This window comes from Arsenophonus sp. PmNCSU2021_1 (assembly GCF_036919435.1).
Taxonomy (GTDB): Bacteria; Pseudomonadota; Gammaproteobacteria; order Enterobacterales; family Enterobacteriaceae; genus Arsenophonus; species Arsenophonus nilaparvatae.
In genome coordinates this window covers 98,388-122,148 of the sequence record NZ_JAZHPL010000011.1, presented here as the reverse complement: position 1 = coordinate 122,148, position 23,761 = coordinate 98,388, and the positions used below count along the sequence as shown (strand labels likewise).

Below are 23,761 nucleotides of genomic sequence, written 5' to 3'. Positions count from 1 at the left end.
CTTTCCTTGCCTATTTGCTTAAATCGCGACAAAAAAGTGCCATAGACTCTAGATGACTAGTATGCGGGAACATATCTAACATCCTGACACTCATAAGTTGATAACCGGCTGTAAGTAATTGTTGACTATCTTTTACTAATGTCGTTGGGTTACAGGAGATATAGACCACCCGTTCTGGTTTAAATTTGATAATATGTGGCATTACGCCCATAGCACCGGCGCGTGCAGGATCTAATAAGATTTTGTTAAAGCCCATTTTTGCCCAAAGTTGACAGTCTATGTCAAACTCCACAACGTTGGTTAATTGATTTAAACTAGCGTTAAACCGTCCTTGCGCCACCAATTCAGCGACGCCTTCAACACCAACAACAGCATTAACATGACGTGCAATAGGTAAGGTAAAATTACCCATGCCACAAAATAGATCCAAAACCCTATCTTGCGGCTCAAGCGCTAACCAATCCAACGCTTGAGCAACCATTTTTTTATTAATTTCAGGATTTACTTGAATAAAATTCTGTGGATCAAATGTCAATTTCACATTCTCAATAGAATAATAAGGCTCACTATCATTACTTGCCAAACTAACAAGTTTAAGCCGATTGGCACTATTATCAACCAAATAAACATTGAGATTATAGCGCCTGGCAAAAGCAGTTAATAATATTTTATCATTAGTAGTTAACGGCTTAAGATGACGCAAAATAACACTCACGCCGTTATCTGCATTAACAAGCTCAACATGACCTAAATGTTTAACTGCTGCCAATTTGTTTAAACAGTCAGCAACAGGAAGTAATAATTTTTCTAGTTCTGGCTGTAACACAGGACACATTTTCAGTTCCACTAACACATTTGATTGGCTCTGACGAAAACCCATGTGTAAACGACGCTCTGCATGCTGGTATTGAAGACCAAAGCGCGCTCTACGGCGATATCCATACTCACTACCGGTAATAACTGGCAATGATTTTACCGCACTGCCCGTTTCACGTTGAAATAAATATTCTAACCTACTGATTTTTGCAGCACGTTGAAGAGCCGGCGTCACATGTTGTTGTTGACAACCACCACAGATGCCAAAATGACGACAAAAAGGCGCCACCCGATCAAGACTATCAGTCAATCGTTTGCTCACTTTTGCCTTGGCAAATTGCCTTTTCTCTTCTGTAAATTGAATCTGTGCTTGCTCACCAGGAAATAAATCAGTAATAAAAATTATTTTTCCTTGATAATGCGCAACACCTTGACCCTTAACATCAAGACTTTCAGCTATTACTGCCAAATTATCGGATTTAACTTTACGCTGCTTTGAAGAATAAAATTGTACCATATCATTAAAGGTATAAAATTTTGTTAGTCTATTAATAAAGAAACTGTCATCTCATATATTATCGGAAAATTAAGTTCATTTTATTCATTTTATCAATGAGGATGAAGAATAGTATCACATCTCGAAGCAATTGATGTAGATTATCCACCATTAAATTATTAATTATTTGTAATTTAAAGAAATAAAGCAATAGATTTATTTATTTTTGTAAAAAAATAAAAACAATGAAATAAATTCTCAAAATCAAATAAACCAATATAATATTGCTAAATAATGTTATAACTAAATTGTTATCTAATTTCTAATAATAAATGTTATCAAAATCACTTTAATTATATAAATAGAGTAATTTAGATTACAATGGTTTTTAAATTCAAAACATTTTTCACTTATCAGACCTTAACTCGATATTTAATTAATATGTTTATTCTAAAGCATTACTTAAAATATTTTCCAATCTATATATTTAAGTATATGCTTATTTTCGTTATTTAATTTAATAACATAACATTTTTTAATTTTTCACAGTAAATTTTCGATATTCCTGATAAGCATAATGATCTGTCATACCACTAATATAGTCTTGTATAAGACGAGCGCGGTAATAAAATTCTAATATATCTTTTTCTGTCTCATCAGTAGTGCAAATTCCTTCAATAGCTTCACCATAAGCTAAACAATGTTTAGTAGATAATTTATGCAATAGACGTGTTTCAATGAAATACTTCTTGTGATACTTATCTTGATAAAGCTGGGTAAAATCAGCACGTGGCATTAATAATAATGGGCGATAAAAGTTTAACAAACCGCTAATTATTCGATAACCTTGTAATTCTAATTGTTCAACTTCCGGGTGCGTAAATACATGTTTATAGGCAACTCCTTTCAATACCTCCAAGAGATGATGTTCATCACTTTTATCTTCTAATAAGGCACTATTAAAACTTCCGGCATAAATTTCAGCTAAATGTTTAATAAAACGATGAGCACTATACGACGCCAATTTACTAATAATATTAACTCTAAGATACATAAAAAATTGATCTTGCTTGCTACGTCTTGTTTCATTGTGATTAATACTTTTGTAAGCTTTTTCTACTGTCTGTTCAAATAAATCACCTTTTGCTTTTTTACCTGTTTCCAACCAACCTTGCCGTAAATACTCCAACAGCTTATCAACACTGAAAATACCTTTTTCTACCGCATCATCCAAATCGGCAATGCAATAAGAGATATCATCTGCCGCTTCCATAATGTAGGAAAGCGGGAAACGACAATATGGCTTCATATTCAATCGACGATACAACTCTTTGATAAAACTATCTTCTGACCAATAATAGCCCGGTTTTTTAGTTAAATAATCAAAATCTTTAGGGATTTTATCCAGTTGATAAGCACCTTTAGTATATTTTAAGATTGAGCCAATTTGAGCATAAGTCAGGTTCAATTTTAATAATTGATGGATCATTCTGAGTCCCTGAGCATTACCTTCAAATTGACAAAGATCTATACGTAATTGGCGACGAAGCAAATCCTTGTTAGATTCATTTGTTAGTTGTAGAAAATTAATTTGGCATTGATCTATAGCCTTTGATTTAGTAGAAACAAATTCAGCGTCAAGTAATGTTGAAAACCAGCTCTTAATGGCGGCTTCACCAAAATGACCAAAAGGTGGGTTGCCAATATCATGCATTAAACATGCCATTTCAATCAAACTTTCAAACGCATCAAGGCGCTCAGAGAGACCATAAGTTGCCAGCAATTTCTTTTTTTTCAATTGGCTTATCACAGTCTTTGCAATAAAACGGCCAATTTGCTGCACTTCTAACGAATGCGTCAAACGACTTCGAACCGCCGCATTTTGTTCTAAAGGAAAGACTTGAGTCTTCTGTTGTAATCGGCGTATTGCGGCAGAATTAATAATGCGCCCTCGATCACTTTCAAATTGACGATTAACTTGTTCCTCATTCTTTGCATCAACATTGTAATCACTATATTTACGAAGAAAATTGAGCTTTTGCCTAAAATCAATCTTGGACATTTCCCCTCCCGATGATGAAATATCCCCAGCTAATGGATCACAGTTAACTTTTTTTCTCTTTTCAATGTTACAATGGCACGGATCTGACAACATGTCTAATTAATCAACTATGAGTATGACACAATGAAAGTTGCAATAATAGGTGCAATGGAGCAAGAGGTGGCATTATTGCGCGAGCAAATCAATGCTCAGTTGACATTATCACGGGCTGGCTGCGAAATTTACTGCGGAAAATTTGATGATCTTGATATCGCATTATTAAAATCAGGCATTGGTAAAGTTTCTGCGGCAATGGGGACAACATTACTAATAGAACATTTGGCCCCTGAATTTATTATTAACACTGGCTCCGCCGGTGGGTTAGTACCTGTTTTGCAGGTTGGTGATATCGTGATTTCAACTGAAGTTTGCTATCATGATGTCAATATCACCGCCTTTGGTTACCAACCAGGCCAAATGGCACAATGTCCAGCCACATTTAAAGCGGATAAAAAATTACAAGAACTGGCCGAAAAGTGTATTGAAAAATTAGATTTACATGCTGTTCGCGGTTTGATTTGTAGTGGTGATAGCTTTATTAATGGAGCGAAAGAGCTAACCTATATTCGCCAAACTTTTCCTACTGCCATCGCTGTTGAAATGGAAAGCGCCGCAATTGGTCATGTATGTTATCAATTTGATATCCCATTCGTTGTTGTGCGTGCAATTTCTGATGTCGCTGATAAAGAGTCCCATCTCTCTTTTGAGGAGTTTTTGCCTGTCGCGGCTCGTCAGTCAAGCCTATTGGTGCAAACTATGCTGGCTAATTTAGCTAACTCAAGCCAAAGCCGTAAATGAGGTATTAACAACCACTTAGGCTAGATCCCTATACTAAGGGTTATTAATTACCCTTAGTAAGTTAAGCGATTAAATACTAAATGAAGAACCGCAACCACAAGTTGTTTTCGCATTTGGATTGGTTACCACAAACCGTGACCCTTCTAATCCTTCAATATAATCAACACAACCGCCAACCAGGTACTGTAAACTCATAGGATCAACGATTAGTTCGACGCCTTGCTTTTCAATCGTTAAATCACCTTCATTCATTTTATCATCAAAGGTGAAACCATATTGAAAACCACTACAGCCTCCACCAGTAATATAGACGCGCAAACGCAAATTGGGATTTTCTTCATCCGCAATCAACGCTTTAACTTTATTCGCTGCAGCATCAGTAAACTGTATAGGCAGTGCAGTATCATTACTCATTTCTAACTCCAGGCCGACATGCCAATCAATAGACCCAGGAAGCATCAATACTTCACTGGACAATGGATGATTATCTAACAGCCGGCCAATTGATTCAAGATCCAGCCGAAATTAACTGATTTAAAAAAATTCTCGCTACATTTGCTATTTGGTTTACTGCCAATACTGCTTTAAGATATGCGCAAAATTTCTGCTGGACCAATGCTTGGAGTTATTTAATGAGTCAATCTGAAACACTTTACCTAAAAGCCAAAAATTTTATTCCTGGCGGTGTCAATTCACCGGTTCGGGCGTTTAATGGTGTTGGCTGCTATCCATTATTTATTCAGCGAGCTGATGGTGCTTATATTTATGATGTTGATGGCAAAGCTTATATCGATTACGTTGGTTCTTGGGGGCCGATGATTTTAGGTCATAATCACTCCACAATTAAGAAAGCAGTCATCCAAGCGGCAGAAAATGGCCTGAGTTTTGGTGCCCCAACCGCCATTGAAGTAACAATGGCAGAAACAATTAGTCAACTTATTCCATCCATCGAAATGGTTCGTATGGTAAATTCAGGCACAGAAGCCACAATGAGTGCCATACGGCTTGCACGCGGTTATACAGGGCGTGACAAGATTATTAAATTTGAAGGCTGTTATCATGGACATGCCGACTGCCTATTAGTTAAAGCAGGCTCAGGCGCTCTAACCTTTGGTCAACCTAATTCTCCTGGCGTTCCCGCTGATGTTGCCAAACATACTCTTACCTGTACATTTAATGATTTAGATTCAGTTCGGCATACTTTTGCCCAATATCCGCAAGAAATCGCTGCTATCATTGTAGAGCCAGTAGCGGGCAATATGAATTGTATTCTACCCGAGGCTGAATTCCTGCCTGGACTACGTACATTATGCGATCAATTTGGCGCGTTATTAATTATCGACGAAGTGATGACCGGCTTTCGGGTTGCCTTAGGTGGAGCACAAGCACATTATCAAGTTAAACCTGATTTGACCTGTTTAGGTAAAATAATCGGCGGTGGTATGCCTGTTGGCGCATTCGGTGGCCGCCGCGAATTGATGGAAAAACTCGCTCCAATAGGGCCAATTTATCAAGCCGGTACCTTATCAGGCAACCCATTAGCGATGGCAGCAGGCCTTGCTTGCCTAACAGAAGTTGCTAAACCCAATACCCATAAACGCTTAGCAGAACTGACGAAAAAACTTGTTACAGGCTTACAAGAAAAAGCGCAACAAGCTGCTATTCCGTTGGTTGTTAATCATGTTGGCGGTATGTTTGGTCTATTTTTTACAGCGGCACCACAAGTTAACTGCTATCAGGATGTCATGCAATGTGATATTGAGAAATTTAAGCAATTCTTCCATTTCATGTTAGACGAAGGCGTTTATTTGGCACCTTCTGCCTTTGAGGCGGGTTTCATGTCCATTGCGCATAGTGATGAAGATATTGATCGCACAATTAAAGCAGCAGAAAATGCTTTTAATAAGATGAACTGATCATTTATTAAGCCATAAAAAAACCGGCGCTAATTTTTTACCATAGCGCTGGTTTACTAGATTTTTATTACTGTCCAAACATCTCTTTCACCCAAGCAGGTGCATCATTACTTTTGCTCTGCTGTTCATTTAAGTTCAGGTTTGGCTTCAATACTTGTACCCCTTGCTGACATAATGCTTGGGGATCCTCTGTCCATACTGGCAAAATACGATCTCCACCACCTGCACAGTTAAAACTGCCATCGATATTCACTCGCATCTCCATAATTCCATCGGGAGAGCGATTATCCAATGCCAATGGAGTCTGATTTTCTAAATAACGACGATATAGATGTAATGTACCACTTGCACCAGTAAGATTTGTCGGACCATTATTATCACGACCAACCCAAGCAATTGCCACTTCCTTACCATCGATACCAGCAAACCAACTATCGCGTAGATCATTTGTTGTTCCGGTCTTACCGGCTAAGTGATATTGAGCAAATTTATTCATTAATGAACGAGATGTTCCGCGCTCAACCACTTGTTGCATACCATAAAGTGTTAGATAAGCTGCCTGCGGAGATACTGCCCGCTCTGCAGATGGATAACTTTGATAAAGTTCATTGCCATCACCATCAATCACGGAGCGTAATGCCGATAATGCCGCTCGATTGCCGCCGCCACTAATGGTTTGAAACATTTGCGCCGTTTCCATTGGCGTTAAGTTCAAGGCACCTAATAACATTGCCGGCACTTTTTCTATCGCATCACTTGGCACACCAAGACTTACTAATACTTTACTAACCTGATCCAAGCCAACACTCAAGCCAACATTCACCGTCGAAATATTCAGCGAGCTGGCCAAAGCATCAATCAACATTACCTGTCCCCGAAAACGGCGATCATAATTTCTCGGTTCCCATATTTGATTATCAAATTTGACGCTAATCGGCTCGTCAGGTACCCAAGTATTTAAACGAAAACGGTCTGGTTCACTTAATGCGGTAAGATAAGTTGACGGCTTAGCCAGTGAACCAATTGAGCGGCGAGCATTTAACGCTCGGTTAAAACCAGAATATTGTGGTTGTGAGCCACCGACCATAGCGCGCACTTCACCATTAATACGGTCAACAACTACCATCGCGCCTTCCAAATCAGGCAACTTACGTGTTTTACGTAAATCAGCTATCCCCTGTTCGACGGCATTTTCAGCCGCTTGCTGCGAGACTGGATCTAAAGTAGTAAAGATTTTAGCTCCAGAAAGGTTATTTACTCTATCGCCCAATTTTTCAACTAATTCTTGCCGAACGAGCTGCATAAAGGCGGGTTGAGGTGTCAAAACACCGCTTCTTGGTTTAACGCCTAAAGGACGAGCACTCAATATATTATACATTTCATGATCGATAATTTCGCGCGTTTCCAATAGCTTTAACACTAAATTACGACGTTCTAGCGCCAATTTAGGATTACGCCATGGGTTATATAGTGATGCTCCTTTCACCATACCAACTAATAACGCTTGTTGATCAATACTCAGCTCATCGATTGGACGACCAAAATAGTAGAGGCTAGCAAGGGGAAAACCCCGAATTTGGTCATCGCCGCTTTGTCCTAAATAAACTTCATTTAAGTAAAGTTCAAGAATACGTTCTTTGCTATAGCGAGAATCCATTAAAATCGCCATATAAGCTTCATTAGCTTTACGTATTAACGTTCTTTCATTACTTAAAAATAAGTTTTTAACTAATTGTTGAGTTAGCGTACTGCCACCCTGAACCGTCTTACCAGCCATTAAATTAGCAATAACCGCACGCCCAATAGAATAAATACTTACCCCATCATGCTCATAAAAATGTCGGTCTTCAGTTTCAAGTAATATTTTGACTAAAGAATCAGGAAAATCTTTTCTCGGCAAGACTAAGCGTTGCTCATTGTTCGCCGATTGCATCATAGTGATAAGTTTAGGATCTAGTCGAAAAAAACCAAACGAACGCCCATTTTCCATATTAGTAATATTGGTGAGCCGAGCATGATCAAAACTTAATTTAGCTAAAATCTGTTCTTCTCTTTGATCAGGAAAGGAAAATGGCCGGCGTAACATTTCTATCGTGTTATCTTTAACAATATACTCATCGGGTAAAGTAATTTTATTTACCTGGCGATATTGCATGCCATCTAATAATCGAATCATCTCTTCTTTACTGTAATTCATCCCCGGTTCAAGATTAACCATTCGGCCATAAACTGCAGCCGGTAGATCCCAAACTTTACCATCAAGACGATCACTGATTTTCTGATATAAATAGATACCATAGACACCAACTAACAATGCCAAGACTATGGCAATTTTGACAAACAACCAAAACCAACGCCATCTATCTTTAGGTGGCCGAGACTTATTGTCTTTACTTGCCATTAGTTCTTCTTCCTCGTTGTCATCAATATCTTCATACTCATAATCATAATTATCTAACCGATTATTTTGATGAGATTTTGATTTTTTACCAGTGGGCTTTTTCTTAGATCTGCGCCCAATGGGTTCATAATTATCTTTGTCATGCATGGTATAAAATCAATCTTTATTTACTATTAGTTTATTTTTAGCACAAGAGTTTAATCATAACTTACAGATATTTCTTTCATATATCTCATTAAAATAGCATTTTTATCATAAAAAAATAATAAACATCCGCTAAATAGCAGTTTTATACTATGATAATAACATTATTACCACTATTTTACTAAATGAACACTATCTATCCATTAATTTATATGAAAAAGCAACAATTATTAACTTTTAGTGCCAAATATTGTAGCATTGCTTTGCCTTTAGCCGTGTCTATCACAACCGGAGTAGCTAGCAATGTATTGGTTCCCGCCACTAGAATCAGCCCAATTAATAAAGCGTTATAAACGTTTTCTTGCTGATGTTATTACACCAGCAGGTAAATTACTAACCATTCATTGCGCCAATACAGGTGCCATGACAGGCTGTGCAACCCCCGGAGATACAATTTGGTACTCAACATCTAATAATATTAAGCGAAAATATCCACATAGCTGGGAACTGACACAAACACAAACTGGCGATTGGATTTGTGTTAATACTCATCGAGCAAATGATTTAATTAGTCAATTTATAACTGAAAATAAAATTCCGGAATTATCCGATTATGATAACATTAGCCGGGAAGTGAAATATGGCGACGAAAATAGTCGAATCGATCTCCTTCTAAAGAAAAAACAGCAAGTTAATTGCTATATTGAAGTAAAATCAGTCACCTTACTAGAAAACAATATCGGTTATTTTCCTGATGCTGTTACAATAAGAGGGCAAAAACATTTACGTGAACTATCCTTGATAGCCGAACGAGGCGAAAGAGCAGTTTTGTTCTTTGCCGTACTTCATACTGGTATAAAGAAAATGTCCGTTGCAAGCCATATTGATTGTCAATATGCTGCGCTCTTACAGCAAGCAACAAATGTTGGTATTGAAATACTCTGCTATCAGATTAAAATATCAGAAAAAGGGCTAGCAATGGATAAAAAAATACCATTTATTCAATAAACCAAGCTATTATATTCTTTTAGGCAAAATTCGTTTTACATACAAATTAAGGCAGATAACACGCGCATCACCCTGGTACAGTAAAACGAATTGTAAGAACCATTGCCAAGTTTAGAGTGTTCTGTTATTTATAGCGGCCTTAGTTTTTCCCCCTTGAGGGGTTCTTTTGAATATTGCGTGTGTAGGAGAAGCATTATGCAAGAAGGGCAAAAACCTAAAACCTCGTCCTTAAGCATTCTCGCCATCGCTGGAGTAGATCCTTACCAAGAAAAGCCTGGCGAAGAGTACATGAACGATGCCCAATTGGCACATTTTAAGCGCATTCTCGAAACATGGCGCAATCAACTCAGAGATGAAGTCGACCGCACTGTAACTCATATGCAGGATGAAGCGGCAATTTTCCCTGATCCCGTTGATAGAGCGGTACAGGAAGAGGAATTTAGCCTTGAGTTACGTAATCGCGATCGCGAACGTAAGTTGATTAAAAAAATCGAGAAGACGCTAAAAAAAGTTGATGATGAAGATTTTGGTTATTGTGAAAGCTGTCGGATTGAAATTGGTATCCGCCGCTTAGAAGCTCGTCCAACAGCTGATTTATGCATTGATTGCAAAACATTAGCTGAAATGCGTGAAAAACAGATGGCGGGTTAGCCAATAATCTTACACCATAAAAATACGGTACACAAAAGTGTACCGTATCCTTTTGAAATAAATGAGTAATTCAATAATTACTAACATTCCACCTTATATTGGACGCTTTGCTCCGTCACCCACAGGTGATCTCCATTTTGGCTCGTTAGTTACTGCGCTTGGTAGCTACCTACAAGCTAAAAAAAAGCAAGGAAAGTGGTATGTTAGGATCGATGACATCGATACCACTAGAGAAGTGCCGGGTGCAGCTTCTCGCATATTAAAAACTTTAGACCATTATGGCTTACATTGGGATGGTAAAATAATCTATCAATCACAACGCCATGATATTTACTGTGACATTTTAACTCAGCTAAAGCAGTGCCATGGCTGCTATTACTGTCGCTGTACCCGCCAACGTATTAATACTATTGGTGGTTATTACGACGCTCATTGTCGCAATCTTGGTTTATCTTGTTCTGCCGCAGCTTTGAGGATAATACAGTCAAAACCGGTGTATAGTTTTTATGATCAATTACAAGGTGATTATGTAGCGCCTTGCTCTCTGGCAGAAGAAGATTTCATTATTGTTCGAAAAGATAATTTATTTGCTTATAATCTGGTTGTCGTTATTGACGATCACGACCAAGGTATTACCGAAGTTGTTCGTGGTGCGGATCTCATTGCGCCAACCATTAGACAAATTTCTCTCTATCGCTATCTGGCTTTTCCGCAACCCGATTATGTGCATTTACCACTAGTATTAAATCGTTCTCATAATAAACTTTCTAAACAAAATCATACCCCGCCGCTGCCGATGAACGATCCGAGGCCTATTTTAGGTGATGCACTAAATTTTTTATCACAAACAACTATTATTAATTGGCAAGACCTTAGTACTGAACAATTACTTAGCCAGGCTGTACAAAATTGGCAATTAGATAGCATCCAACCAGGCGGGAGAATTGTTACCTATTATGATTAATTAGTAATTTTTATCCTACTTAGGCATTCTCAAAAAAAATCCTATAAGATATGATTAATTATTAGTATTTATTTTTTTAACTAAAATCGCATTAGATATCGAGGTGTATTATTTTTACCCGGGTAGCCAATTTCTGTCGTAATTTATTGATACGAGAAGAAAAGAATAATCGAAGTAAACAAAAATCTTATGATAGTTCTGTGACTGACACTAGGTCCAAAACTAAGGTAAAAGCTTTACTAACAAAAAGATATCGGAGTACAAAAATCATTAAAAGTGCTCAATTAGCAGATAAACATACACCCGATTCTGCTATAAATACTTCAATATCCATAGTTCCGCGCGATAAGCATCCTATTTCGCGAAGAGACATCAGTGACAATGCACTGAAAGTGCTTTATCGTCTAAATAATGCTGGCTATGAAGCCTATCTGGTCGGTGGTAGCGTCAGAGATTTACTATTAGGTAAAAAACCTAAAGACTTCGACGTTACTACAAATGCAACACCTGAACAAATTCGCAAATTATTTCGTAATTGTCGTCTAGTCGGACGCCGTTTTCGTTTAGCGCATATCATGTTTGGTTATGAAATCATCGAAGTTGCTACTTTTCGTGGTTCTCATGAGCAAACTGATACTAATAATAAGGATATGGCTCACCAGGCACAAAGTGGTATGTTACTGCGAGATAATATTTTTGGTAATATTGAAGACGATGCCATTCGACGCGACTTTACCATCAATAGCCTATATTACCGAATTAACGATTTTACCCTACGCGATTATGTTGGTGGATTTGAGGATCTAAAAAATGGCACTATTCGCCTAATAGGTGATCCAAAAATCCGTTATCGAGAAGATCCCGTTAGGATGCTACGCGCTATTCGGTTTGCCTGCAAACTGAATATGCAAATTGATGTTGAAACTGCCAAACCTATTCCACAACTGGCATTTTTATTAAAAGACATTCCATCAGCACGTCTATTTGAAGAGTCGCTCAAATTACTTCAGACTGGTCAAGGTTATCAAACCTATCAACAATTAAGGCGTTATAGTCTCTTTCAATCATTGTTTCCGTTAGTTGAACGACACTTCACCGCCAATGATGATTCACCGATGGAACTTATCATTAATCAGGTGCTGCAAGATACTGATTATCGAATAAAAAATAATAAACGCGTTAATCCTGCATTCTTATTTGCTTCCATGTTATGGTATCCACTGGTAGAACATGCCGAAAGGCTTTCTCAGGAAAGTGGCTTACCCTATTACGAAGCCTTTGCGATCGCAATGAATGATATCCTCGATGAACAATGCCGTTCTATCGCTATCCCTAAACGGCTTACTTCAACAATGCGCGATATCTGGCAGCTACAATTGCGACTACCACGGCGCCAAGGGAAAAAAGCAGATAAGCTGCTTGAACATCCAAAATTTCGCGCAGCGTTTGATCTCCTGGAGCTACGCGCCAACGTGGAACAACGACGTGAATTAGAAGAACTGGCTCATTGGTGGGCTGAGTTTCAACAAGCCAATAATAACCTACAGCATAAAATGATCTCAGAGCTAGGAAGTATCCCGACTCATCGTCGTAACTGGACACGTCGTCGAAATCACACCAACCGTAAACCAATAAAAAACAACAGAGTTAATTAAATATGCAACGTGTTTATATCGCCATTGGCAGCAATCTAGATGACCCCTTACAACAAGTACAAAGTGCCATTAGAGAATTGCAGCAATTACCAAATACCAAACCAATTGCCGTTTCTTCTTTCTATCGCTCTAAACCGATGGGGCCACAAGATCAGCCTGACTATCTCAATGCCGTTATCGCGTTAGATACTGAGTTATTGCCCGAAACCCTACTTAAACATACTCAATCGATTGAATTAATGCATGCTAGAGTGCGTAAAGCCGATCGTTGGAGGCCAAGAACTCTCGATTTGGATATTATGTTATATGACCAACAGGTTATTCAGACAACGCATTTAACTATCCCTCATTATGGCCTTAAAGAACGAGAATTTGTGCTTTATCCCTTAGCAGAAATTGCCCCTCAGCTACGCTTTCCGGATGGTGAATTACTCAGTGATAGATTGCAGCAGGTTTCTAAAAATGAACTGACTTTATGGTAATTTAGCCAATGATTCAATTGGCTATGGGCAAGCTATATATCGATCGTAATATTTAATAATAAAATTTCATTAATAATGAAATTGTTACCGTAAATTAAACACTGCATAACTTAAAAAAATAAACTTCCATTTTAAAATTGAACACGATTACACGAGTTTCGCACCAATAAAAAAACGCTCTATTTTTAAGTTTAATTCAGCATAATATATAAATAGAAAAAATCTCATAAATTAAAAATAACTTATTGTAATTTAAGTAAATTTATACGTCTTAGCAAGTTACAGATTAATTATTGTTCTGAAGCCATTTCTAGAATTTTATATGCCGGTGCGAAACTCGTGGATTAGTAACCGTAGGTAATAAAATATTAGTTGTGTACAACTAATATTGTCAGAAAAAATAAATAGGTAACTAAAATGAGATTTAAATGAAAAAATTTTCAAAAAAAATGATTATTATCTGGTAACAGCAAAGACATTAATGGTTGCCATTATACTATGCCGTTATTAAAAAAGAGTTGGAGTTAACTTATGTTGGTGTAACAATTTTAAATACTCACCAGCTGATAATAAAAAAATTAACAGCATAAAATAAAAAAACAGATAGTTTTTAAAATAAAACCAATAATCGACGTTTATAAACGTTTTATAGTTAAAAAATTAAATTCAAATTATAATAAAAAACAAATTACTATAGAAATAGATAAACTACTATCGGTTTCGACACCTTAAAATTAAACTGAATTTTTTTATTATTTTTATTTACCCCTGCCACACGACTCACCATCATAAACTTTTACCATTATCTATAAAACTAAGCAACATTATCAGAAAAAACAAAAACCATGACAGCAACATAAAGATAATGCAGCGGAAGCGCTAAAAAATAGCGCAATTCCTTATATATTTATCGCACTGTGCACTAGTAATTACGTTCTTAATCCTCGTCCTTTTTCAATTAAGTACCAAGTTATGGCATATAAGATAACAATGAAAATCACTAACACCGATAAGGTAATAGATAATTCAACATCGCTAATACCAAGAAATCCATAACGTAACCCGCTGATCATATAGACAATGGGATTAAGCTTAGATACCATTTGCCAAAATTCAGGCAAAAGTGACAAAGAATAAAAAACACCACCTAAATATGTTAATGGTGTTAAGACAAAGGTAGGAATAATACTAATATCATCGAATGTTTTGGCAAATATCGCGTTCACCAATCCAGCTAATGAGAATAAAATTGCTGTCATTAATACAGTAATAATTACCACCCATAATGAATAAATATGTAATGGGACAAAAAAGAGCGAAACCAGAGTGACAAAAAGACCAACCAATACCCCTCTAGCAACCCCTCCGCCAACAAAACCAATTATCACAATATGGGTAGGAACTGGTGCAACCAGCAATTCTTCAATGCTTTTTTGGAATTTTGCACCAAAAAAAGAAGAGCAAACATTAGCATAAGCGTTAGTGATCACCGACATCATAATCAAACCAGGAACAATAAACTGCATGTAATTCACGCCATCCATATTGCCAATTCTTGAACCAATTAAACTACCAAAGATAATAAAATAGAGTGACATAGTGATCACTGGTGGTAGTAAAGTTTGTACCCAAATACGCGCAAAACGTGTTATTTCTTTGATCCAGATGGTTTTCATCGCCACCCAGTAGAGCTGAGTCATCTATTTTCCCCTTGCTTTATCGATAGTGGATGCTGTTTATTCATTAAACCAACAAATAATTCCTCCAAACGATTTACCTTATTACGCATACTGGTTATCTGTATTCCTTGCTCAGAAAATTGGCTAAATAAACCATTCAGGCCTTGATCTCGAAATACATCGACTTCTAGTGTTGAAGTATCCACCAACCTGAATTTATAACCATCTAATGTAGGAATACGACTCTTTGGCGCCAAATCAAAAATAAACGTCTCTGACTCCAACTGATTGAGTAGTTTTTTCATACTGGTATTCTCAATCAATTCTCCATATTGAATAATACCAATATTACGACATAACATTTCCGCTTCTTCCAGATAATGGGTCGTTAAAATAATGGTGGTGCCTTGCGCATTTAAAGTCTTTAAAAAACTCCACATTGAACGGCGCAGCTCAATATCGACCCCTGCGGTTGGCTCATCCAAAATTAATAACTTTGGTTGATGCATTAATGCGCGAGCAATCATTAAACGCCGTTTCATGCCACCGGAGAGATCTCGCGCAGGCTCATTACGTTTATTCCACAAAGCCAGTTGAGAAAGATACATTTCTGCCCGAGACAAGGCTAAGGAACGCGGAACCCCATAATAACCTGCTTGATTCAGCACTATCTGTAATACCGTTTCAAACGGATTAAAATTAAACTCTTGTGGCACTAGTCCCAATTGACGCTTAACATTCACCACGTCTTTATCGAGATCATAACCAAACACTCTCACTTTACCGCTCGTTTTATTGACTAATGAACTGATAATACCAATTGTCGTTGACTTACCCGCACCATTAGGTCCTAATAAGGCATAAAAATCACCTACCTCAACCTGTAAATCAATGCCGGTTAATGCTTTCACACCACCAGGATAGGTTTTTGTAAGCTGAAGCAGTTCTAAAGCATAAGTCATAAAAAAAACCTTTCTTATCTATTTTTATTCCATACATGATAATAAATCACACCATTAGCAATCTTTTTCAATTAAACTATAACTAACAGCTAGTAAATATTAAAAAATAAATTGATCTTGTATATGATTATTATCGCAGTTAAACATAACTAATCCACGTGAATTATGATGAAAAAAATTAAACAACTGTTTGAAAACAATCTACAGTGGTCAGAATCGGTAACCAAAGAAAATCCCTCTTTTTTTAAAGAATTAGCAAAATTTCAAAATCCACATTTTCTGTGGATAGGCTGCTCTGACAGCCGGGTTCCGGCCGAAAAATTAATTAAAGCAGCACCAGGCGATCTATTTGTCCATCGCAATGTCGCTAATTTGGTGATACATACTGATTTAAATTGCCTATCTGTTATCCAATATGCTGTTGACGTACTAAAGGTTGAACACATTATCATTTGTGGTCACTATGGTTGTGGTGGTATTGAAGCTGCAATTGATAATACTGAACAGGGCCTAATTAATAACTGGCTACTGCATGTGCGTGATATCTTGTTTAAACATAGCTCAATTTTAGGTGAACTGGCTCCGCAAGAACGGGCAAATCGTTTATGTGAACTCAATGTCATCGAGCAAGTTTATAATCTTGGTCATTCAACAATAATACAATCTGCCTGGCGACGCAGCCAAAACGTCATCATTCATGGCTGGGTCTATGGTATAAATAATGGCAGACTCAATGATCTTGATGTGACCGCTAATAGCCGTGAACAACTTGAACTCACTTATCGACAAGTTATTGCTAAATTAAACCAGCAAAAATAAACACCGCAAAAAATCGAACTAACGTTCGATTTTTTCAGCCAATAAATAACACTACTGTTTAATCGTCTAGTAAAATAACATGCCCGATATAGGGTAAATGTCGATATTGCTGCGCATAGTCGATACCATAACCAACAACAAATTCATCTTGAATAGCATAACCAGTCCATTCAACAGGAACCTCTACTTCACGTCGAGAAGGTTTGTCTAATAACGTACAAATAGCGACAGATTTAGGACCACGTAATTCTAAAATTTCACGGACTTTTTTGAGTGTATTACCCGAATCAATAATATCCTCAACAATCAGAACATGCTTGCCGCGAATATCTTCATCCAGATCCTTAATAATTTTCACATCGCGAGTTGAAGTCATCCCATTGCCATAACTTGATACCGTCATAAAATCGACTTCATGCGGGATATCAATTTTACGACATAAATCAGCCATAAAAATAAAAGAGCCTTTCAAAAGACCAACCAACACCAACTCATCTTGCAATGATTTATAATGTTTAACAATCTCTTTTGCCATCTCATCAATACGTTGTTTAACATCCGCTTCTGAGATCATGACTTCTACAATTTGTTTCATAACTTTAGGCATTCATGGAAGTAAAAACCGTAGATTCTAACATAAGAACAATAAAGACGCGATAAAATGCCCTCACTCAATATTGATTAACAACATAAATAAAATAGTTAATATCTTAGCTAACCGAGAAACTGACCATCATGCCGGTATCTTCATGTTCTAACAAATGACAATGTGCCATATAAGGATGTGCCTGGGTTGCTACATGATCAAATTTTACTAGCACCTCACTGATATCGCCATCAACTCGTACAGTATCTTTCCACCCTTGTCGGTGAGGAGCCACTGCTTGACCATTCTCGCTAAGGATCCGAAATTGGGTTCCATGAATATGAAAAGGATGTAACATCATGTCACCACGACCAGAAATGAGCCAGCGTTCATATTGACCTTTAACGACATTAAATGCCAATTCATGCATTGAAAAAGGTCGGCCATTAATACTGTTGGCATGCTGAAAATCGAAGGGTTGATTCATGACTTTGCCTTGCTGATGACTATTATGCATAGGATGATCGCCGTTGCTATTCATCATATTGTGATGGCCCTGCATATTCATACCCGCCAAAGCCTGCTCACCATACTGTTTTCTAAGCGCCATCATCCCTTGCATATCTAAACGAGCATCCATCATTAAATGCAATTGACGCTGTTTGATACCAGCCAAATCAGGCAATGAGGCAATAGAAGCTAAGCTATCAGGTAAAAAAGTGGCTCTCGCGTTCAATCCGGGCTCAATATGCAATAAGGCCAGCGGTTGATCAAAAGGTGCGAGTGTCATAGCCATTTGTTTGACTGGCAATGTAACAATATCAAACGCTTTACCATTTGAGGCATCTATCAGTACCTCAAAGCGTTCGGCACTTATCATCGGTAATTTATCGACTGCAAAAGGTTCATTTAACAATCCACCATCACTAGCAATAACATACATTTTACGTCCATCACTAGTTGCCAAATTTAAACTTCTGGCATTACAACCATTAAGAAAACGTAAACGTAACCAACCCTTAGGTGCTATATGTCTAGGTAATACAACGCCATTAGTCAACATAGTGTTACCAAACCAGCCAACAGCGGCACTCATTACATCAAGCTGATAATCTATCTGCCCTGCGCTATTTAAACGTTTATCCTGCAAAATGATCCGAATATCATCAATGCCCCATTGATTTGGCAATTTGAGTGATTGGCTGTTCTCATCCTCAATTAATACTAAACCCGCCAACCCCATGGCAACTTGATAACCCGTTTTGCCATGAGGATGCGGATGAAACCAACAAGTTGCCTCAGGCTGGTTAACCATAAAATTAACCCTCCTCACCGCATTTGGTTTAATTATTGAATGAGGGCCATCATCAACCTCGCCGGGGATCTTTAGTCCGTGCCAATGCAATGCGGTAGCCTCGGATAACTGATTATCAATATCAATAGTGACACGCTGGCCTGATTTAAGCTTAATAGCTGGTCCTAATAACGATCCATTATAACCCCATGTTAGCGCTGATTTTGCTGGTAAAAATTGCGTTTTACCTTGCGTAACCCGGATCTTAATTTTGCCATGATTATCAGGCCATAATAATGGTGGAATAGGTAAAGAAGGATATTGAGTTGCAGATAATGCAGCGCGACTCCAGGTTGGTAACAAGCTTACTGAACCGATTGCCGCTGTCAGTTTCATAAAATCCCGACGCAACATAGCTTGCTCCTTTATTATTAGACCCTAATAAGATAAAGTATAGAAGCGAAATGGTAGAAAATAGATAATTTCACTAAAATATAGAGGTTCCACTTACTGGAATCAAGCCAATATTTTTATCTACTATGACAATATATTTATCTAGTTTTGCTAAAAAAAGTATACTTAATAGTGCTATAACTATTAATAGAATAAATTGATATTTAAATTATACAAATAACTGAATGCGTAAAATTATTTTTATTTCACATATAACTCTGCTTTTTTGGTTTGCTTTTTCAACCAAAGCATTTTCCCTATCAATCAATGAAACAGAAAATCTAGCTGATTTAACAGCTGTTTATATATTTTTAAAGCATGATTGTGGTTACTCACAAATTCCTGATCGTGAAATTGAAAGAGCAATCTTCTATTTTGCCCAGAGTAATCATTGGGATATAAGTAATTACGACAAAAGTGCCATGGCAAAATTAAATGAAGAGCGTTATGATGACTTAAAAAAAATCCCTATCCCTCGTAAAAAGAAATGCCGGGTGCTTGCCAATGACGCTTTAGCACTATTTGCCTATGTAAAATAAATACTTTCTTTCGTCCATTTAGATAAGAAATTTCTAGCTGACCATTGAAACGAAACAAATTATTAGCTGCGCTTTTTTAACTCTGTTAGAAAGGAAAAGACAAGTATGTCAAAAAAAGAAATTTGGCTCGAAACACTCCACCATAATGTAGGTCAATATTTTACTATCCATAATATACTGTACCATAATAAAACAGCTCACCAAAATCTGATTATTTTTGAGAATGCTGAGATGGGGCGGATTATGGCTCTTGATGGCGTAGTACAAACAACTGAACGGGATGAATTTATATATCACGAAATGATGACTCATGTCCCTCTATTTGCCCATGGTTGCGCTAAAAAAGTACTAATAATTGGCGGTGGTGATGGAGGAATGTTACGTGAAGTATGTCGCCATCAATATTTAGAAAACATTACTATGGTTGAAATTGATGCGGGTGTAGTGGAATTTTGTCGCCAATATCTACCCAATCATAATGCAGGTGCTTATAACGATCCGCGTTTTAAATTGGTCATTGATGATGGCGTCAATTTCGTTAAGACAGCCCAGCAAAAATTTGACCTTATTATTTCTGATTGTACCGATCCTATCGGACCAGGAGAAGGGCTATTTACCTCAGATTTTTACCAAGGATGTGTCAACTGCCTGAATGAAAATGGCATTTTAGTTGCGCAAAATGGTGTTTGTTTCTTGCAACAAGATGAAGTAATTAATAGTCATCAAAAACTATCTAATTACTTTAATGATTGCAGCTTTTATCAAGCAGCTATACCGTCTTACTATGGCGGCATGATGACCTTTGCCTGGGCAAGTCAAACAGCAAAATTACGTCAAATACCCTTGCAAATATTGGAAAACCGTTTTAAAAAAGCAGAAATTATTTGTCGCTATTATACACCAGCACTGCATCTAGCCAGCTTCGCTTTACCACAGTACTTACTGGATTTACTCGCTAAAAAAGTTTAGTTTTACTCAATAGGAGGTGAAATAAATTGCAAAAATTGAAATTACATGGCTTTAATAATTTAACTAAAAGCCTAAGTTTCTGTATATATGATATCTGTTATGCCAAAACAGCAGCAGATCGCCATAGTTATTTGGCTTATATTGATGAACAATATAATGCAACACGCCTGACTGAAATCCTTACCGAAACCTGCTCTATCATTGACGCCAATATCTTGAATATTGCCCGACAAGATTATGAGCCTCAAGGTGCCAGCGTTACCATTTTGATCAGTGAAAATTCAACCAATCCAAAAGATGTAGACAACACCGAAAATCCGGGGCCATTACCCGATTCTATTGTTGCTCATCTGGATAAAAGTCATATTTGTGTTCACACTTACCCAGAAAGCCATCCAGAGGATGGTATATGCACTTTTAGAGCGGATATCGAAGTTTCCACTTGTGGCGTAATTTCGCCATTAAAAACTCTTAACTATCTTATCCATCAACTTGAATCAGATATTGTTACTATTGATTATCGTGTTCGTGGTTTTACGCGCGATGTTAATGGCATCAAACTCTATATTGATCACGAAATCAATTCCATCCAAAATTATATGCCAGAAGAATTTCAGTCTCAGTACCATATGATAGATGTTAACCTCTATCAGGAAAATCTTTTCCATACTAAAATGATGCTAAAAAACTTTGAGCTTAATCTGAATAATTATTTATTTAATACAACAGCAGAACAGCTGGCTGTTGAGGAAAAAAAACAGATTACTTATCTGTTGAAAAAAGAGATGCAAGAGATTTATTACGGCCGTAATTTGCCAGAATTATAATTTATAACGATTAGAGGATCGAGAGTAGATTCTTATCCACTAATCATACGACTCCATTCAGTGTTGATATCAATTTTTTACTTTAGCAATTTCTGGCACACTAAATGAACATTACTGGCTAACAAACAGACCTATTGGCTTTTTTCATTATCTTTTATGGCTTGATTATAAATCGCTGTTGCTATCCATTGGTTAATTTTTATTACCTCCGCATTGTCCATATTCCAGATATCTTTCATTACCAAAAAGACTTCAGAACCATAAATAAGGGAAAACGATCTCTTCACTTTCTCAATAATTTCAGGGGAAAAATCATCCTTCATAGGTTCAACTATCATCGCCAAAATATCTTTCCGATGTCCCCGAACTAAACGTTTTTCTACTTTTACTGTTGATGAGCGAGCTGCCGCCCATTGCTGCAAAGAAACTTGTAATGCTGCCCTAAGCGCCCCTTCATATTGAAACATCCTCAGATAGGCAAATAACAATAATTCTTGGATCCGTTCTTCAGTTTTTTGGCTATCAGGCAACCAAGTTAAAATAGGCCCCAAGCTTTCACTCACAATGGAGGAAACTAGATCACTGTGAGTTGGAAAATAACGATAAGCTGTCGCTCTCGAAACATCAGCATGCGAGGCAACTTCAGAAACAGAAGGCAATTTTCCATCTTCAAACAAGCTCAATGCGGTAGAAATTAATCGGTTAAAAGTTCGTTTCCTGGTTCCAGTATATTTTGAAGTAAAATCAATTGACGTCATAAAATTTATCCTTTATTAATAACCAAAATGGATTTAAACGTCACCTTTACGATAACTTTTATAATTAGAATTTACTGCATAAAAAAACAATATAATGCTAAAGAGTTAAAAATAAATTGAGACTAATATCTCAATTTATAAAAAGCATAAATGATCTCTTACTTTTTTTGCGCCTATAATACTCCCATCCAAGTCAGCAAACAATCAATGATTTATGATGAAGGAACAGCAAAGTTATATCTACATTGCCGCAACACTCGATACCAAGGCAATCGAAACTTATTATGTTAGTCAACTTATAAAAAAAACTGGCTTAGCGGTACGTATTATTGATTTAAGTACTAATCCTAACAATTTGAATAATAAAACGGATATTAGTGCTGAAACTATTGCCAGCTATCATCCTTTAGGAAGAGAAGCTATCTTTAGCCAAGATAGAGGAAAAGCTATCGCAGCTATGGCAATCGTATTTGAGAAATATCTCTCACAACAAAAAGATGTTTTAGCTATTCTTGGATTAGGTGGTTCAGGTGGAACAGCGCTTATTACACCCGCAATGCAGTCTCTTGCCATCGGTATTCCAAAATTAATGCTCTCGACGATGGCATCTGGTGATGTTTCAGGCTATATCGGTGTCAGTGATATCTCCATAATGTACTCAGTTACAGATATTTCTGGCCTGAATACTATCTCCCGTAAAATTTTAAAAAATGCCGCTGCGCAAATCGCAGGTGCGGTACTTTTTAATTCTGCTGATGAAGATGAAAACAAAAATAAACCAACTCTGGCGCTAACTATGTTTGGGGTAACAACACCCTGTGTCCAACAGTTAACCCAAAAATTAGATAACCATTATGATTGTTTAGTGTTTCATGCTACCGGAAGTGGTGGCAAAGCAATGGAAAAACTAGTTGATAGCCAATTATTGGATTGCGTGCTTGATATAACAACCACGGAAGTTTGTGATTACCTTTTTGACGGCATACTTGCCTGTGATGAAGATCGCTTTGGTGCCATCATGCGTACCCAAACACCCTGTATCATCTCTTGTGGTGCATTAGATATGGTTAACTTTGGTCGTCCAACCACCATCCCTGACAAATATAAAGATCGTCATTTTTATCATCATAATAGCCAAGTTACATTAATGCGCACCACAGCCGAGGAAAATTATCAGATGGGAGTCTGGATTGCGCATAAGCTGAATCAATGTCAAGGCGATGTTACTTTTATCATTCCAACCGGGGGATTTTCCGCCTTAGATATTGAAGATGGCGTTTTTTGGTCACCACAAGCTAACCAAGCCTTCATTGATGCGTTTAAATCAAACTACCAAGCCACAGCTAACAGAAAACTGATAATCACTCCTTATCATATCAATTCAGCAGAATTTGGTCATCAAGTGATAGAATTGCACCAAGAACTAATGAATTAATTTGGAGT

Annotated in this window: 21 protein-coding genes; 12 read left to right on the top strand and 9 right to left on the bottom strand. The window is 37.2% G+C overall.

Annotation, left to right across the window (positions count from 1 at the left end; all coding sequences use genetic code 11):
- Positions 1-10 precede the first annotated feature (10 nt).
- Together rlmD and dgt are read right to left on the bottom strand one after the other, a co-directional pair.
- A complete protein-coding gene (gene rlmD, locus V3224_RS26050; RefSeq protein ID WP_334473365.1) occupies positions 11-1,333 on the bottom strand; it encodes a 23S rRNA (uracil(1939)-C(5))-methyltransferase RlmD in 1,323 nt (440 codons plus the stop codon).
- 514 nt (positions 1,334-1,847) lie between these two features.
- Positions 1,848-3,374, bottom strand: a complete 1,527-nt coding sequence (gene dgt, locus V3224_RS26045) for a dGTPase (RefSeq protein WP_334473884.1) — start codon at positions 3,372-3,374, stop codon at positions 1,848-1,850.
- 123 nt (positions 3,375-3,497) lie between these two features.
- Here dgt and mtnN point away from each other — a divergent pair, with 123 nt between their 5' ends.
- The gene (mtnN, locus tag V3224_RS26040) at positions 3,498-4,211 is read left to right on the top strand and encodes a 5'-methylthioadenosine/S-adenosylhomocysteine nucleosidase (protein ID WP_334473364.1); all 714 of its coding nucleotides are present in this window, start codon (positions 3,498-3,500) and stop codon (positions 4,209-4,211) included.
- A gap of 69 nt (positions 4,212-4,280) precedes the next feature.
- Here mtnN and erpA read toward each other — a convergent pair whose 3' ends face one another.
- Positions 4,281-4,625 (bottom strand): iron-sulfur cluster insertion protein ErpA, encoded by a 345-nt coding sequence (gene erpA, locus V3224_RS26035; RefSeq protein ID WP_032116700.1) that lies wholly within the window; start codon positions 4,623-4,625, stop codon positions 4,281-4,283.
- 218 nt (positions 4,626-4,843) lie between these two features.
- Here erpA and hemL point away from each other — a divergent pair, with 218 nt between their 5' ends.
- Positions 4,844-6,127 (top strand): glutamate-1-semialdehyde 2,1-aminomutase, encoded by a 1,284-nt coding sequence (hemL, locus tag V3224_RS26030; RefSeq protein WP_334473363.1) that lies wholly within the window; start codon positions 4,844-4,846, stop codon positions 6,125-6,127.
- 67 nt (positions 6,128-6,194) lie between these two features.
- Here the strand turns inward: hemL and mrcB are convergent, their stop codons facing one another.
- Positions 6,195-8,675 carry a bifunctional glycosyl transferase/transpeptidase gene (gene mrcB / locus V3224_RS26025; RefSeq protein WP_334473361.1) on the bottom strand — a complete coding sequence of 827 codons (2,481 nt, stop codon included), beginning with the start codon at positions 8,673-8,675 and terminating at the stop codon, positions 6,195-6,197.
- A gap of 300 nt (positions 8,676-8,975) precedes the next feature.
- On the opposite strand from mrcB, the gene sfsA reads away from it, so the two are divergent.
- From sfsA to folK, 5 genes are all read left to right on the top strand, one after another.
- Positions 8,976-9,680, top strand: coding sequence for a DNA/RNA nuclease SfsA (gene sfsA / locus V3224_RS26020; RefSeq protein WP_334473360.1), 705 nt, complete (start codon positions 8,976-8,978; stop codon positions 9,678-9,680).
- Between the two features lie 195 nt (positions 9,681-9,875).
- Complete coding sequence (gene dksA / locus V3224_RS26015) at positions 9,876-10,331, top strand: RNA polymerase-binding protein DksA (RefSeq protein WP_334473358.1); 456 nt, start codon at positions 9,876-9,878, stop codon at positions 10,329-10,331.
- A gap of 61 nt (positions 10,332-10,392) precedes the next feature.
- On the top strand, positions 10,393-11,295 hold the full coding sequence (gene gluQRS, locus V3224_RS26010; RefSeq protein WP_334473357.1) for a tRNA glutamyl-Q(34) synthetase GluQRS: 903 nt from the start codon (positions 10,393-10,395) through the stop codon (positions 11,293-11,295).
- Between the two features lie 314 nt (positions 11,296-11,609).
- Complete coding sequence (gene pcnB / locus V3224_RS26005; RefSeq protein ID WP_442891188.1) at positions 11,610-12,950, top strand: polynucleotide adenylyltransferase PcnB; 1,341 nt, start codon at positions 11,610-11,612, stop codon at positions 12,948-12,950.
- Positions 12,951-12,952: 2 nt separating this feature from the next.
- Positions 12,953-13,432: a 2-amino-4-hydroxy-6-hydroxymethyldihydropteridine diphosphokinase gene (gene folK / locus V3224_RS26000; RefSeq protein WP_334473356.1), complete on the top strand. Its 480-nt coding sequence runs from the start codon at positions 12,953-12,955 to the stop codon at positions 13,430-13,432.
- A 929-nt stretch (positions 13,433-14,361) separates the two neighbouring features.
- On the opposite strand, the gene V3224_RS25995 is transcribed toward folK, so the two are convergent.
- Positions 14,362-15,132, bottom strand: a complete 771-nt coding sequence (locus V3224_RS25995) for an ABC transporter permease (RefSeq protein WP_310510966.1) — start codon at positions 15,130-15,132, stop codon at positions 14,362-14,364.
- Positions 15,129-16,073, bottom strand: coding sequence for an ABC transporter ATP-binding protein (locus tag V3224_RS25990; protein ID WP_334473354.1), 945 nt, complete (start codon positions 16,071-16,073; stop codon positions 15,129-15,131). The genes V3224_RS25995 and V3224_RS25990 overlap by 4 nt, the downstream gene beginning before the upstream one ends.
- A gap of 165 nt (positions 16,074-16,238) precedes the next feature.
- On the opposite strand from V3224_RS25990, the gene can reads away from it, so the two are divergent.
- Positions 16,239-16,892, top strand: coding sequence for a carbonate dehydratase (gene can, locus V3224_RS25985; RefSeq protein ID WP_334473352.1), 654 nt, complete (start codon positions 16,239-16,241; stop codon positions 16,890-16,892).
- A gap of 58 nt (positions 16,893-16,950) precedes the next feature.
- Here the strand turns inward: can and hpt are convergent, their stop codons facing one another.
- Both hpt and cueO read right to left on the bottom strand, forming a co-directional pair.
- Positions 16,951-17,487 (bottom strand): hypoxanthine phosphoribosyltransferase, encoded by a 537-nt coding sequence (hpt, locus tag V3224_RS25980; protein WP_310510968.1) that lies wholly within the window; start codon positions 17,485-17,487, stop codon positions 16,951-16,953.
- A 115-nt stretch (positions 17,488-17,602) separates the two neighbouring features.
- The gene (gene cueO, locus V3224_RS25975) at positions 17,603-19,186 is read right to left on the bottom strand and encodes a multicopper oxidase CueO (RefSeq protein WP_334473348.1); all 1,584 of its coding nucleotides are present in this window, start codon (positions 19,184-19,186) and stop codon (positions 17,603-17,605) included.
- Positions 19,187-19,410: 224 nt separating this feature from the next.
- Between cueO and V3224_RS25970 the strand changes: the two genes are divergently transcribed.
- The 3 genes from V3224_RS25970 (at position 19,411) to speD (ending at position 21,560) form a co-directional block, all read left to right on the top strand.
- Entirely contained in the window at positions 19,411-19,764 is a 354-nt protein-coding gene (locus V3224_RS25970) for a YacC family pilotin-like protein (RefSeq protein ID WP_032116619.1), read from the top strand.
- A 105-nt stretch (positions 19,765-19,869) separates the two neighbouring features.
- Complete coding sequence (speE, locus tag V3224_RS25965) at positions 19,870-20,733, top strand: polyamine aminopropyltransferase (protein WP_334473346.1); 864 nt, start codon at positions 19,870-19,872, stop codon at positions 20,731-20,733.
- Positions 20,734-20,759: 26 nt separating this feature from the next.
- Positions 20,760-21,560: an adenosylmethionine decarboxylase gene (gene speD, locus V3224_RS25960; protein WP_032116617.1), complete on the top strand. Its 801-nt coding sequence runs from the start codon at positions 20,760-20,762 to the stop codon at positions 21,558-21,560.
- A 131-nt stretch (positions 21,561-21,691) separates the two neighbouring features.
- Here the strand turns inward: speD and V3224_RS25955 are convergent, their stop codons facing one another.
- A complete protein-coding gene (locus V3224_RS25955; protein ID WP_334473343.1) occupies positions 21,692-22,318 on the bottom strand; it encodes a TetR/AcrR family transcriptional regulator in 627 nt (208 codons plus the stop codon).
- A 217-nt stretch (positions 22,319-22,535) separates the two neighbouring features.
- Between V3224_RS25955 and V3224_RS25950 the strand changes: the two genes are divergently transcribed.
- The gene (locus tag V3224_RS25950; RefSeq protein ID WP_334473881.1) at positions 22,536-23,753 is read left to right on the top strand and encodes a Tm-1-like ATP-binding domain-containing protein; all 1,218 of its coding nucleotides are present in this window, start codon (positions 22,536-22,538) and stop codon (positions 23,751-23,753) included.
- Positions 23,754-23,761 lie beyond the last annotated feature (8 nt).